This is a genomic window from Streptococcus sp. 263_SSPC (assembly GCF_001071995.1).
In the GTDB taxonomy this organism is placed as follows: domain Bacteria; phylum Bacillota; class Bacilli; order Lactobacillales; family Aerococcaceae; genus Granulicatella.
In genome coordinates this window covers 21,154-33,489 of the sequence record NZ_JVNU01000011.1, presented here as the reverse complement: position 1 = coordinate 33,489, position 12,336 = coordinate 21,154, and the positions used below count along the sequence as shown (strand labels likewise).

Genomic DNA, 12,336 nt, shown 5'->3' with positions numbered 1-12,336 from the left:
TACTTTTAGTAGTTGTGGGCCTAGTTGTTGGTGGATACACAATACTGGGAATAGTTCAAAATAATGAGATAAATCAAATCGTTAAGAGTGAAGAAGTTGAACAGATATATTTGAAAGTATTAACATGGATTGACCCTGATGCTTTAACTGAAAAAGGGTTCATCCAAAAATATACAATTTACTCATTTAATAAAATACCAACAGGCGGAATCTTTGTTTATCTTTATGTTAATGACAATAAAGATTATACAATCTCCTTTAACCTTTATAAGGATTATAATACTGGTAAGATTGAATATGGTGGAGGTAGTTGGTCACCGGAGTTGGTTGAATTTGTAAAAAGTAAAAAAGCTGAGTAAAGTTTATATAGAGAACATTGTACGGTATACTATGCAAAAAGAAGGAAAGTGAACAATTAAAAGGGAGATATAACAGATGGAACTATTAAGAATTTTTGGAAATCAATTTTTTAAGGACTTTTTCATTAATTTTGGCGTTGCGGCTTTATTTTGTTTGGCGTTCTTTTTAGCAGTTGCTTACACGGTTGTAAAGGTAATTATGGTGCAAGAATCGAATCGCACAACGACTGTGGATGAATCAAAAAAGGCAAACAAAAAATAATGGAAAATAAAAATAAGCACTAATCCAATCCGATTTGCGGAGCGATTAGTGCTTTTCTTTTGGCTCTTTATCGTCTAGTGAATCCTCGTCATCGGGAAGATTCTCGATGAGGTTAGCGAGTTTTTTCAACTCGTTGTAGGTGCGAAGCATGTTGATACTTGTTACGATGCTTGTCGTTGCGAATAGACAGCAGAATAATGTGATAAAGTCAAATCCATTTCCAGGATAATGCGTCGTTGCTAGAAAGATAAAGAAGACGGCTAATATGATTTCAAAATATAGTTTTCTAAAGAAACTTTTTCGTGTCATCGCAATCATCCTTTCCTGTCAAAATCTTACAAAATTCCAGACAAATAAGCAAGTATTTATTCTTGATTTTTCCTGACCAAATGAGTATCATAAAACTATGAGTTAGCACTCAGTGTTTTTGAGTGCTAAAAAAGATGAAGGAGGATTTCATATGTTAAAGCCTTTAAAAGATAGAGTTGTTATTCAAATGGTAGAGCAAGAAGAAAAAACTGCTGGAGGATTATTCCTACCAACAACTGCTCAAGAAAAATTACAATTTGCAAAAGTAATCGCAACAAGCGAATTCACTGCTGCAGAAGACCGTCAAGTAGCGGTTGGTGATAAAGTCGTGTTCGAGAAATATTCAGGAACAGAAGTTAAATTAGATGGTCAAGAATATATCATCGTGAAAGAAAAAGACATTATCGCAATTGTTGAATAAAGGAGGATACAACTATGGTGAAAGATATTAAATTTGCAGAAGACGCAAGAAGCGCCATGCTACGCGGTGTGGACGTTTTAGCGAACACAGTAAAAGTAACATTAGGACCAAAAGGACGTAACGTCGTATTAGAAAAAGCATTCGGTTCTCCACTGATTACAAATGATGGGGTCACAATCGCAAAAGAAATCGAATTAGAAGATCACTTCGAAAACATGGGTGCAAAACTCGTGGCTGAAGTGGCTTCAAAAACAAACGATATTGCCGGTGACGGTACAACAACAGCAACTGTTTTAACACAAGCCATCGTTCGTGAAGGATTGAAAAACGTAACAGCTGGAGCAAACCCAGTAGGCATCCGCCGCGGGATTGAACTTGCGACAAAAGCAGCGGTTGAAGAGTTACACCGCATTTCTCGTCCAGTAGAATCAAAAGAAGCCATCGCACAAGTTGCGGCCATTTCTTCAGGTTCAGCTGAAGTCGGTGAATTAATCGCTGAAGCTATGGAAAAAGTGGGGAACGACGGTGTTATCACAATCGAAGAATCTAAAGGGATTGAAACAGAATTAGATGTTGTAGAAGGAATGCAATTTGACCGTGGTTACTTATCACAATACATGGTGACAGATAACGACAAGATGATTGCGACTTTAGACAATCCATTTATCTTAATCACAGATAAGAAAGTGTCAAACATCCAAGAAATTATTCCATTATTAGAACAAATCGTTCAACAAGGACGTGCGTTATTAATTATCGCGGATGACGTGGATGGCGAAGCTTTACCAACATTAGTATTAAACAAATTACGCGGAACATTTAACGTGGTAGCTGTAAAAGCTCCAGGATTCGGTGACCGTCGTAAAGCGATGTTAGAAGATATCGCTGTGTTAACTGGTGCTCAAGTGATTACAGAAGACCTTGGCTTAGAATTAAAAGATGCAACATTAGCTCAATTAGGGACAGCTGGTAAAGTTGTGGTTTCTAAAGACAGCACTACAATCGTTGAAGGTGCAGGTTCTAAAGAATTAATCGCGAACCGTGTTGCTTTAATTCGCGCACAAGCACAAGATACAACAAGTGATTTCGACCGTGAAAAATTACATGAACGTCTTGCTAAATTATCAGGTGGGGTTGCCGTAATTAAAGTCGGTGCCGCTACTGAAACTGAATTAAAAGAGAAAAAACTTCGCATTGAAGATGCCTTAAACGCAACTCGCGCAGCGGTTGAAGAAGGTATCGTTTCAGGTGGGGGAACAGCTCTTGTGAACGTTCAAAAAGTCGTAGACGCTCTTGAATTAGAAGGCGACTTAGCGACAGGTGCGAAAATCGTATCTCGTTCATTAGAAGAACCATTACGTCAAATCGCAGAAAATGCAGGTCTTGAAGGTTCAGTCATTGTTGCTCGTTTGAAATCTGAAGAAAAAGGAATTGGATATAATGCCGCTACAGATGAATGGGTAAACATGATTGAAGCAGGTATCGTGGACCCAACGAAAGTAACACGTTCTGCATTACAAAATGCTGCATCTGTTTCAGCATTATTATTAACAACAGAAGCTGTTGTAGCTGACAAACCAGCTCCAGTAGCACCACCAATGCCAGGGATGGATCCGGGCATGGGTATGATGTAATCAAAAGGACGAGGGGTGAAAGTTTTTCACCCCTCTTTTTCTTTTTGGAATAAAAACACCGCAAGGTGCTTACTAAAAAATTGAACTTCGTTCAAAACTACGAACACTGAAGGATTTGTTTATAGTAGCTGTAATGGGGTACCGTCTCGAGCCTGTAGTCTCTCGACTTTAAAGCCTCAAAATGGTCATACGGAATAAATTCCTACGACCATTAATTCGCATTTAATACGATTCCCCATTACTGCTACTATAAAATCCTTCGTGTTCTCCGTTTTGAACATTTATTTTTGAGCTTCTTATAAAAAGAGAGTGGAATAGAGAGTGTAGAGGAAAGTGCAATCCACGGGTTCTGCGCTTTGAACTCTTTTTTTGGGGAATACTTATAAAAAGAGGATGGATAGAGGAAGAAAATAAGACCAACGGATTTGTTGGTCTTATTTTTGTAGTTATGATAATAGGGCTTTGCAGTGCGCGTATTCTGGATAAGAAGAGAATTCTGCGCTTAGGAAATCCTCGATAAAGGCGAAGCGTTCTTTATATAGCGAACGAACGGCGTCGGACTCTGTATGCTCTAAGGCATAGGCCGTTACTTGCAAGAAGAGTTGTGGATGGGTGTCTTGCAAGATTTCAAGCAGGCCCTCCAGCGTATCAGGGTTTTCCTGTCCGATTTGTTGCAGCAATGTATGGATGGAAATCCAGTCTTTCATATCATACGTTATGTCTTCGTTTGTTACCTCTAGTTGAGAGAGGAAATCGTCAAAGGAGTTTGCCACTTCGAGCCATTGATCCATTTCAATATCAATCAGACGGATGCTTGGTTCCTTGTCAGCGCTGTTTTGATAATCGAAGGCGTAGAAGACAGGTCCGTCTTGGAAAAAGACTACGAAGTACTCAGGCAATCCTGTCACTTCTGGAGACCATGCAGCATCCAGAATGCTTGGGAAATACGGGCCTTCTGAGTAGCCGCTCAGTCCATTACAGAGCGCGTAGTCGAGGCCAAATCGCGTTGGTTCCGCCGTTGGAATCTTAGTGTTCGTGAAGAATCCGGCACCATTTTCCAAAAGAAAATCCACGTAACTCTGTGGTAGTGGAAAACGAGAGAAATTCTCCTTCGTCTGTGGAATAGGTGAGAATAACTGATGCTGAATCATGGGGCTCCTTTCTACTGCAAAATCCGTCTTAGGATGGATGCAGAAAATTTTACGTTTTGCTACTCTATCTTTACCTACTATTTTACACACAAATAGGAAAATATGGTACAATGAGGGTATTAAATCTAAAGGAGAGTGTCAAAAAATGACAGTAGTATGGATTGTATTAGGAGTCTTAGCAGTAATTGTCTTATGGGCAATGTTTGCTTACAACGGACTTGTACAACAAAAAAACTGGGTTCAAGAAGCTTGGGCACAAATCGATGTTCAATTACAACGTCGTAACGACTTAGTTCCAAACCTTGTTGAAACAGTAAAAGGTTACGCAAAACACGAACAAGAAACATTAACTCAAGTAATTGCGATGAGAAACCAAATTGCAAACATGGGTAGCGATGTTTCACCACAAGAAAAAATGGAAGCATCTAACCAATTATCAGGTGCTTTAAAAACTATTTTCGCTTTAGCTGAAAGCTATCCTGATTTAAAAGCGAACGACAGCTTCTTAAACTTACAAGAAGAATTGACAAACACAGAGAACAAAATCTCTTACGCTCGTCAATTATACAATTCAAGTGTTGCAAGATATAACATCTCTATTCAATCAATTCCAACAAACATTATTGCTGGTTTTGGTGGATTCACTAAAGAAGAAATGTTAGAAACTCCAGTTGAAGCTCGTAAAGTTCCTGAAGTGAAATTCTAATTGACAGTTCATTAGTAGGGAGGGAGTGCTAGGATGTTATACCAACAAATTGCTTCCAACAAACGCAAAACGCTGGTCGTGATTGCGTTGTACATGGCGCTCTTCATTGCAGTGGGAATCGGAATTGGATATTATGCTTTACGCAGTGTCGTCGCTGGGGTTATTATCGCCCTTGTTGCCGGCGGGTTGTATTCAATGATGATGATTGCAAATGCGACTAATGTAGTGATGCAATTAAACCATGCCAAAGAAATTACAGATAAAAATCAAGCACCGATGATTTGGAACATCGTCACTGATATGGCGATGATCGCAAAAGTGCCAATGCCACGTATCTTCATTATCGAGGACGAATCTCCAAACGCATTTGCGACAGGAAGTTCTCCAGAAAATGCAGCCGTGGCGGTTACAACAGGGTTATTAGAACGTTTGAATCGTGAAGAACTTGAAGGGGTAATTGCCCACGAGTTTGGACACATTCGTAACTATGACGTTCGCCTTCAAACGATTGCGATTGCGCTTGGTGCCGTGATTGCCATGCTCGTCCAATTCGGAAGTCGCATGATGTTCTGGGGTGGCGGTAGTAGAGACCGAGATGATGATGACAACGGTGGTGGCGCAAATGCCATCTTCATGGTCATCGGTTTAATCGCGATGATTCTTGGACCATTTATGTCGACCATCCTGCAATTGGCCTTGTCACGAAATCGTGAGTACTTAGCAGATGCGTCAGCGGTGGAATTCACACGAAATCCATACGGACTTATCTCTGCGCTTCAAAAGATTTCAGAGGCTCCGCCAATGACGGAAGCCGACAAGAAGAGTGCGGCGTTATATATCTCGAATCCGTTTGGGGAAGAAGGAGATTCGCTCTTCTCAACACACCCATCAACGGCCAATCGTATTAAACGATTAGAAAAAATGTAACCTGAAGACTGAGGATTTCCTCAGTCTTTTTGTTTTCTGAGAACTAGATTAGAATGTTGCTAAATTGTTACAAAAGAAAACGGTTCACACGTAAAAATGTAATCTAATATACATGTTTTAGTAGAAAGAAATCCTATATAATGGAACATGATAAACTCTATGGAGGTGAGACTGTGGCTAAACAATTGTATATCCATTACGATAGCGTATCGAACCATGTACTAACAAAGTCGATTGCGTTTCGTTTGTCTGCCTTACCACAGTCTGAGATTCCGCAAAACCTTCTTCTCTTAAACGGGAAGTCCAGCCTTGCTACACACGATCCATACACTGGCTTCATGTGGGTGAAGGGGCGTAAAAATGTGTTAGCGTATCTCCAAGGGGTGGAAGAAGGCAAAGAGGCGCCATCGAACTGGGTGGACTTTGATTCGATTGATTTCGTTCATCAATTAACGCCGCAAGAAATTGCAGACTTGCTGTATATTTCGCATGCGAAGACGCACTTGCATTCGCCGTTCTTCTATAAATTACAAAACAACTTTATTTACTTGTCACTTGAAAATGGCTACTCGAAAGTGTACTACCGTAAAATTGAGCAATTCTTGCCTATCTTATCGGCGCAAGTACAAATCGAGATGACAGATATCTTGAACGAGACACCGAAGTTCTTATTCTTTGGTGCAGACAAAGTGGCTTCAGCGATTTCCATCGAAGCGCTCAAAGAAATGATGCCATTGTATCGTGAAGGAATCAGCTTGGCTTTTGATAAAGTCACAAAGAAAGAAGACAGCTACGAAGTGCCAATCTTCTTAACAGAAGACCGTTATCATTATGCCGATAAAGAAGTGACACAAAACGTCCGCATCGGACAACTCTCTTATAGCGAAACGTATCAGAACTGGAAGATTTCAGCAAAACTTCCAATGAATGACGCCATCTAAAGCACTTTTCACAGCGGATGTGAGAGGTGCTTTTTTGTGCGTTGGCCGTAACTTGTAACCGTTGGGCCGTTTTGTTATACTGAAAAGTGCAAGGTTATTTTCAAAATAACGTTCGAAGAGCCTAAATGAGGCGGTTCGCAGCACGCGAATAGTTTGGAGGATTCATATGAAAATTGTAGTGATTTACGGCGGAAAGAGTGCAGAGCACGATATTTCAATCTTAACAGCCGGTTCAATTATTAAAGAAATTTATTTTGAGTATTACGATGTGCAACCAGTGTACATTACAAAAGAAGGAACATGGTTAAAAGGAGAAGCTTTAAAAGCTCCTGTAGCCTTTGACCAAGCGCTTCGTTTAACAGAAGGATCTGTAGCGCATTTTGCAACTACTGAAGGCGAAACTTCAACAGGGGTTCGCATCCAACCAAGCGATATCGCTGGACCAGATACAGTGGTATTCCCAATTTTACACGGACCAAATGGAGAAGACGGGACGATTCAAGGATTGTTCGAAATCTTAGACTTACCATATGTTGGATGTGGCGTATTAGCCAGCGCAAACGGAATGGACAAAATTGCCAGCAAGCATTTATTCCAACAAGCAGGCATTCCACAAGTGCCATTCGTACCTTTTGTGAAAGCTGATTTCGAAAAATCACCAGAAGCTATCTTCACACGTATCGAAGGAACATTACGTTACCCAGTATTCGTGAAACCAGCGAATATGGGTTCAAGTGTTGGGATTTCTAAAGCGACAAACCGCGAAGAATTAACAGCAGCCATCGAAGAAGCGTTGAAATACGACCGTCGTATCGTCGTAGAACAAGGAATCGACGCACGCGAAGTCGAAGTTGCGGTTCTTGGAAACGACGAAGTGAACACATCTGTGGTTGGGGAAGTCGTGAAACAAGCAGGATTCTACGATTACAACGAAAAATACATTAACAACACCACAACACTTCAAATCCCAGCAGCGATTCCTGAAGAAGTCTCTGCAAAAATTCGTGAATATGCTGTAACAGCATTCCGTGCCATTGACGGTAGTGGCTTAACACGTTGTGATTTCTTCTTAACAGAAGCCAACGAAGTGTTTATCAACGAAGTGAATACAATGCCAGGGTTCACACAATTTAGTATGTATCCAAAACTTTGGGAAGCAATGGGCATTTCCTATAAAGATTTAGTCGAAGAACTCATTCAATTAGCGTTGAAACGCTATAACGATCGTCACGCGAGATAAGGGGTAGAAAGATGAGTATTGGAACAGTTGCTGAAATTACAAAAGCGGTCGAAGCGATTGATTATCAGTCAGCACATCGATTTGAAGTCATCGAATCTGTAGCCTTCGATACACGAAAATTAGGACCAAACAGCCTTTTCGTGCCACTTCAAGGGCAAACAGACGGACATGATTATATTGAGCAAGCCATTCAAGCCGGCGCAACAGCTGTGTTATGGGGCAAACAAGATGTAACGCCACCAGATGGTATCTGCGCGATTTGGGTGGACGACCCACTTCAAGCTTTTCAAAAATTAGCGAAATGGTACTTAGAAAAAGTATCTCCACGCGTTGTCGGAATCACAGGTAGTTCTGGAAAAACAACGACAAAAGATATGACAGCAGCCGCTCTTGGCGCATGCTACCGTGTCTATAAAACACAAGGAAACTTCAATAACGATATCGGCTTACCACAAACGATTTTAGATATGCCAGAATCAACAGAAGCACTTGTGTTAGAGATGGGAATGAGCGAATTCCACGAAATCGAGTTCTTATCAAAATTAGCACGCCCACAAGTTGTTGCGATTACGCTCATCGGTGAATCGCACATGGAACAATTGGGAAGCAAGGAAGGGATTGCCAAAGCCAAACTTGAAATCCTTTCTGGACTACAAGAAAATGGAACTTTTATTTATCCAGCGCATGAAGATTTAATTACAGCAGGCATTGCACAAGCTGAAAAACCAGCAAACTTCAACATCGTTACAGTCGGCGAAGGAAGCAAGGAACTTTCAGCACGTAACATCGAACTTTATTCAGACCACACAGCGTTTGAATTAGTGACACCAACTGAAACAGTGGCGGTCACTTTACCAGTTCTTGGGGCGTACAACGTTTCAAACGCGCTTTTAGCGATTGAAATTGCACGCACATTAGACGTTCCGCTTTCTGATATCGTGTCAGCCTTAGCGAACTTCGAATTGACGAAGAACCGTACGCAATGGGTGAAAGGCCAAAACGGAGTAGCCATCTTAAATGATGCGTACAACGCTAGCCCAATCGCGATGAAATCCGTGATTAAATCATTCGTTTCAGTCGAAGCAACAGGCCGTCGCGTTCTCGTTCTTGGGGACATCCGCGAGCTTGGTGAACATTCGAAAGAATTGCACGCCAGCATCTCAGAAGTCATTTCTCCAAGCGAAGTCGCACTTGTGTACTTGTACGGCGAAGAAATGGAAGCACTGTATGATGCGTTGAAAGGCCAGTTCGAAGCAGCAGCGCTTCACCATTACATGGATAAAGAAGCCTTGATTGCTGACTTGAAAGCTGAACTCAAAGAAGGCGACCAAGTCCTTATCAAATCAAGCAACGGCACAGGTTTACTCGCTGTCGTCGATGCCCTAAGAGCAGAATAATAAATTTAAAGTAAAGCGAGAGACGCACCAACGTCCCTCGCTTTTTTCGTCCCATCCCTGAGAACTAGCGATTATAAAGTGTCCCATTTCTCAACCGCACCACGAGAAGCAAACCCACCCGCCTCCTCCCGCTTTTTATTTTGAAACTGCTATTCCAAGTTAATTGACGCTGATTCCGAAGAATCTAGCGGATTTTATAATGGTAGTAATGGGGGATGGCATTCAAAGTGAATTACGTACTCTTGAAAATTTATTTTCTAGAGTACGTTTGAATCTTGAAAGAGCTTGAGACCATGGCTCAAGCCGTTGCCCCATTACAGCCATTATAAAAAATCCGCAAGGATTTTGAGGAATCAGCACTCAGTCAAAAACTTGTCATAAAAGCATTTTTCAAAGAATAAAAAGCAGGAGTCGGCGGTCTGTATTCTTTGCATTCTCGCTGGATGCGTGCTATACTATTCGCTGAGTTGAGAAATGTACACACATTTATAATAGATAGTTTGAAATTTAAACGATTGTAGAAGTCTGGTGCTCTTACGAAAAGCTCCAGGCTTTTGTTATGAAGGGAAATCCCTCGTGTGCTTCTCACCGAAGTATCCAAGGAGGAAAATATGAAATTTAATGAATTAGGATTGGATTCTGCCTTACTAGAATCTATCGAAAAAATGGGGTTTGAGGAAGCAACTCCCATTCAAGCACAAACCATTCCAAAAGCGCTAGCAGGCTTAGATGTAATTGGACAAGCGCAAACAGGGACTGGTAAAACAGCCGCATTTGGTTTGCCAATGCTTCAAAAAATCGACCCAAGTAAAAAAGGCGTACAAGGACTTGTCATCGCACCAACTCGTGAACTTGCGATTCAAACACAAGAAGAATTGTTCCGTCTCGGACGCGACAAAAAAATTCGTGTACAAGCTGTTTACGGTGGAGCGGACATTAACCGTCAAATTCGCCAATTAAAAGAAAATCCACAAATCGTTGTGGGAACTCCAGGTCGTCTTTTAGACCACATTTCACGCCGTACATTGAAACTTGCGACAGTGGAAACACTTGTCTTAGACGAAGCGGATGAAATGTTAAACATGGGATTCTTGGAAGATATCGAATCGATTATCAAACAAGTTCCAGAAAACCGCCAAACGCTTTTATTCTCTGCGACAATGCCAGATGATATTAAACGTATCGGTGTTCAATTTATGAAAGATCCAGAACATGTTCGTATCAAATCAAATGAGATGACGGCGACATTAATCGATCAATATTTCGTAAAATGTAAAGACTACGAGAAATTCGACATTATGACACGTTTATTAGACGTTCAAACGCCTGAATTAACCATCGTATTCGGACGTACAAAACGTCGTGTAGACGAATTAGCACGCGGACTTGAAATGCGTGGCTACCGTGCAGAAGGAATCCACGGGGACTTAAGCCAACAAAAACGTATGAGCGTTCTTCGTGACTTCAAGAACAACCATTTAGACATCTTAGTCGCTACAGACGTGGCAGCACGTGGACTAGATATCTCAGGCGTAACGCACGTGTACAACTACGATATCCCACAAGACCCAGAAAGCTATGTACATCGTATCGGACGTACAGGCCGTGCGGGACAAGAAGGAATGTCAGTTACATTCGTGACACCAAACGAAATGGATTACCTACGTGTGATTGAAGAATTAACACGCAAACGTATGACAAGCCTTCGTCCACCAACGCAAACAGAAGCCTTGGAAGGACAAACAAAAACAGCCATCGAGTCTATCGACGAAATGATGAAAACTGTGGAACCAAGACGTTTCAAAGAAGCGGTATCTTACTTATTAGACGAGTACGAACCAGAAGAATTGGCAGCTCTATTACTCAAGAGCATGATTAAAGATCCAACTGAAATTCCAGTTAAAATCACGCCAGAACGTCCATTGCCAAGCCGCAAACGTGGCAACAGCCGTGGGAATTACAACCGTAGCGACCGTAAAGACAACCGAGGACGTAACGGAAAAGGAAGCTTCAAGCGCAAAGAAGACCGTCGTGGCCGTGGCTTAGAAGACGAATATACACGCGGATATAAAGGGAAAGATTCTCGCCGCCGTAACAACAAAAAGAAATCTGACAAAGGATTTACCATCCGCCAGAAATAATGAATGAAGCAGACTAGTAAAACGCTAGTCTGCTTTTTTTGAAATCTCATATTGACAGTATCTGCTATAAAACGGTAATATAGGGAAAAAACATGTGAGGTAGAAGTAAATGGGTGCTCGAATGAAAAAACCGCTTTGGGTTCTATTCTTTTTTGTAGCGTATATTGTCATACGCGGGGGAATTGAATTTGTGTTCGAACTGAATTCAATGAAATTAGGTCGTCAAGCGGATATGTGGGAGTTAATTGTGACGATTATTTGCGTTGGCATTTTGGTGTTTTGTATGTACAAAGTACACACAAAATTATTTAAGCCAACAGTAAAAAGAAAGATTCAACTGATGGATTTAATTTTTGTTTTTGTAACGTATATTACTCTCAGATTTTCAATCTATTTGATTAGTTTGTGGAGTTCAATGGCATATGGGACAGGTCGATCAAAACTAGTTGATTTTTTCTTTAGGGCTGATCTAACACTAACAACAGACAAATTTATTTTTGCTTTAGATGCACTAGGATTAGTGTTTATTGCACCTTTGATTGAAGAATTTCTTTTTAGAGGATTTCTGAATAATTTGCTTCGAGGAAAAGTGAATACTTTTGTTAGAATGTCCATCGTTTCAATTCTATTTGCAGCTATTCATTTTCCGACTTATATCCACAATTGGATACAGTTTTTAGCTTATCTTATTCTCTCTATTGTTCTTTTTCTTGTGTATGAACGAAGAAGAAGTTTGTTTGACGCAATTTTATTACACAGCCTTTATAATGGACTTCTTGTAATCTTGTTCATCGAAATACCGAGACATTTCTTTTAGAGAATTAGTCGGTGACTTCTTATTAGGAGTC

Annotated in this window: 13 protein-coding genes; 11 read left to right on the top strand and 2 right to left on the bottom strand. The window is 40.8% G+C overall.

Features of this window, described 5'->3' with window-relative positions; genetic code table 11:
• Together ADH02_RS00645 and ADH02_RS00640 are read left to right on the top strand one after the other, a co-directional pair.
• On the top strand, positions 1 to 359 hold a 359-nt coding region (locus ADH02_RS00645), incomplete at its 5' end, for a DUF1310 family protein (protein WP_065426992.1).
• Between the two features lie 76 nt (positions 360 to 435).
• Complete coding sequence (locus tag ADH02_RS00640) at positions 436 to 621, top strand: hypothetical protein (RefSeq protein ID WP_048781730.1); 186 nt, start codon at positions 436 to 438, stop codon at positions 619 to 621.
• A gap of 45 nt (positions 622 to 666) precedes the next feature.
• Here the strand turns inward: ADH02_RS00640 and ADH02_RS00635 are convergent, their stop codons facing one another.
• Positions 667 to 930, bottom strand: coding sequence for a hypothetical protein (locus ADH02_RS00635; RefSeq protein WP_048713683.1), 264 nt, complete (start codon positions 928 to 930; stop codon positions 667 to 669).
• A gap of 151 nt (positions 931 to 1,081) precedes the next feature.
• On the opposite strand from ADH02_RS00635, the gene ADH02_RS00630 reads away from it, so the two are divergent.
• Both ADH02_RS00630 and groL read left to right on the top strand, forming a co-directional pair.
• The gene (locus tag ADH02_RS00630) at positions 1,082 to 1,351 is read left to right on the top strand and encodes a co-chaperone GroES (RefSeq protein ID WP_005607270.1); all 270 of its coding nucleotides are present in this window, start codon (positions 1,082 to 1,084) and stop codon (positions 1,349 to 1,351) included.
• Positions 1,352 to 1,365: 14 nt separating this feature from the next.
• Positions 1,366 to 2,985 (top strand): chaperonin GroEL, encoded by a 1,620-nt coding sequence (groL, locus tag ADH02_RS00625; RefSeq protein ID WP_048781726.1) that lies wholly within the window; start codon positions 1,366 to 1,368, stop codon positions 2,983 to 2,985.
• A 446-nt stretch (positions 2,986 to 3,431) separates the two neighbouring features.
• On the opposite strand, the gene ADH02_RS00620 is transcribed toward groL, so the two are convergent.
• Positions 3,432 to 4,136 carry an SMI1/KNR4 family protein gene (locus ADH02_RS00620; protein WP_048781724.1) on the bottom strand — a complete coding sequence of 235 codons (705 nt, stop codon included), beginning with the start codon at positions 4,134 to 4,136 and terminating at the stop codon, positions 3,432 to 3,434.
• Positions 4,137 to 4,281: 145 nt separating this feature from the next.
• On the opposite strand from ADH02_RS00620, the gene ADH02_RS00615 reads away from it, so the two are divergent.
• From ADH02_RS00615 to ADH02_RS00585, 7 genes are all read left to right on the top strand, one after another.
• Positions 4,282 to 4,842, top strand: a complete 561-nt coding sequence (locus tag ADH02_RS00615) for a LemA family protein (protein ID WP_048711349.1) — start codon at positions 4,282 to 4,284, stop codon at positions 4,840 to 4,842.
• 33 nt (positions 4,843 to 4,875) lie between these two features.
• Positions 4,876 to 5,769 (top strand): zinc metalloprotease HtpX, encoded by an 894-nt coding sequence (htpX, locus tag ADH02_RS00610; protein ID WP_048781722.1) that lies wholly within the window; start codon positions 4,876 to 4,878, stop codon positions 5,767 to 5,769.
• Positions 5,770 to 5,942: 173 nt separating this feature from the next.
• A complete protein-coding gene (locus tag ADH02_RS00605) occupies positions 5,943 to 6,710 on the top strand; it encodes a hypothetical protein (RefSeq protein ID WP_048781720.1) in 768 nt (255 codons plus the stop codon).
• A gap of 166 nt (positions 6,711 to 6,876) precedes the next feature.
• Positions 6,877 to 7,950 (top strand): D-alanine--D-alanine ligase, encoded by a 1,074-nt coding sequence (locus ADH02_RS00600; RefSeq protein ID WP_048781718.1) that lies wholly within the window; start codon positions 6,877 to 6,879, stop codon positions 7,948 to 7,950.
• A gap of 11 nt (positions 7,951 to 7,961) precedes the next feature.
• Positions 7,962 to 9,347: a UDP-N-acetylmuramoyl-tripeptide--D-alanyl-D-alanine ligase gene (locus tag ADH02_RS00595; protein ID WP_048781716.1), complete on the top strand. Its 1,386-nt coding sequence runs from the start codon at positions 7,962 to 7,964 to the stop codon at positions 9,345 to 9,347.
• A gap of 611 nt (positions 9,348 to 9,958) precedes the next feature.
• Positions 9,959 to 11,488, top strand: a complete 1,530-nt coding sequence (locus ADH02_RS00590) for a DEAD/DEAH box helicase (RefSeq protein WP_048781715.1) — start codon at positions 9,959 to 9,961, stop codon at positions 11,486 to 11,488.
• A gap of 109 nt (positions 11,489 to 11,597) precedes the next feature.
• Complete coding sequence (locus ADH02_RS00585) at positions 11,598 to 12,305, top strand: CPBP family intramembrane glutamic endopeptidase (RefSeq protein WP_048781713.1); 708 nt, start codon at positions 11,598 to 11,600, stop codon at positions 12,303 to 12,305.
• Positions 12,306 to 12,336: the final 31 nt, after the last annotated feature.

Excerpts from the sequence above, each read along its gene's own strand:
- ADH02_RS00640 (WP_048781730.1), top strand. The coding sequence starts at position 436 with ATGGAACTATTAAGAATTTTTGGAAATCAATTTTTTAAGGACTTTTTC.
- ADH02_RS00635 (WP_048713683.1), bottom strand. The coding sequence starts at position 930 with ATGACACGAAAAAGTTTCTTTAGAAAACTATATTTTGAAATCATATTA.
- ADH02_RS00630 (WP_005607270.1), top strand. The coding sequence starts at position 1,082 with ATGTTAAAGCCTTTAAAAGATAGAGTTGTTATTCAAATGGTAGAGCAA.
- groL (WP_048781726.1), top strand. The coding sequence starts at position 1,366 with ATGGTGAAAGATATTAAATTTGCAGAAGACGCAAGAAGCGCCATGCTA.
- ADH02_RS00620 (WP_048781724.1), bottom strand. The coding sequence starts at position 4,136 with ATGATTCAGCATCAGTTATTCTCACCTATTCCACAGACGAAGGAGAAT.
- ADH02_RS00615 (WP_048711349.1), top strand. The coding sequence starts at position 4,282 with ATGACAGTAGTATGGATTGTATTAGGAGTCTTAGCAGTAATTGTCTTA.
- htpX (WP_048781722.1), top strand. The coding sequence starts at position 4,876 with ATGTTATACCAACAAATTGCTTCCAACAAACGCAAAACGCTGGTCGTG.
- ADH02_RS00600 (WP_048781718.1), top strand. The coding sequence starts at position 6,877 with ATGAAAATTGTAGTGATTTACGGCGGAAAGAGTGCAGAGCACGATATT.
- ADH02_RS00595 (WP_048781716.1), top strand. The coding sequence starts at position 7,962 with ATGAGTATTGGAACAGTTGCTGAAATTACAAAAGCGGTCGAAGCGATT.
- ADH02_RS00590 (WP_048781715.1), top strand. The coding sequence starts at position 9,959 with ATGAAATTTAATGAATTAGGATTGGATTCTGCCTTACTAGAATCTATC.
- ADH02_RS00585 (WP_048781713.1), top strand. The coding sequence starts at position 11,598 with ATGGGTGCTCGAATGAAAAAACCGCTTTGGGTTCTATTCTTTTTTGTA.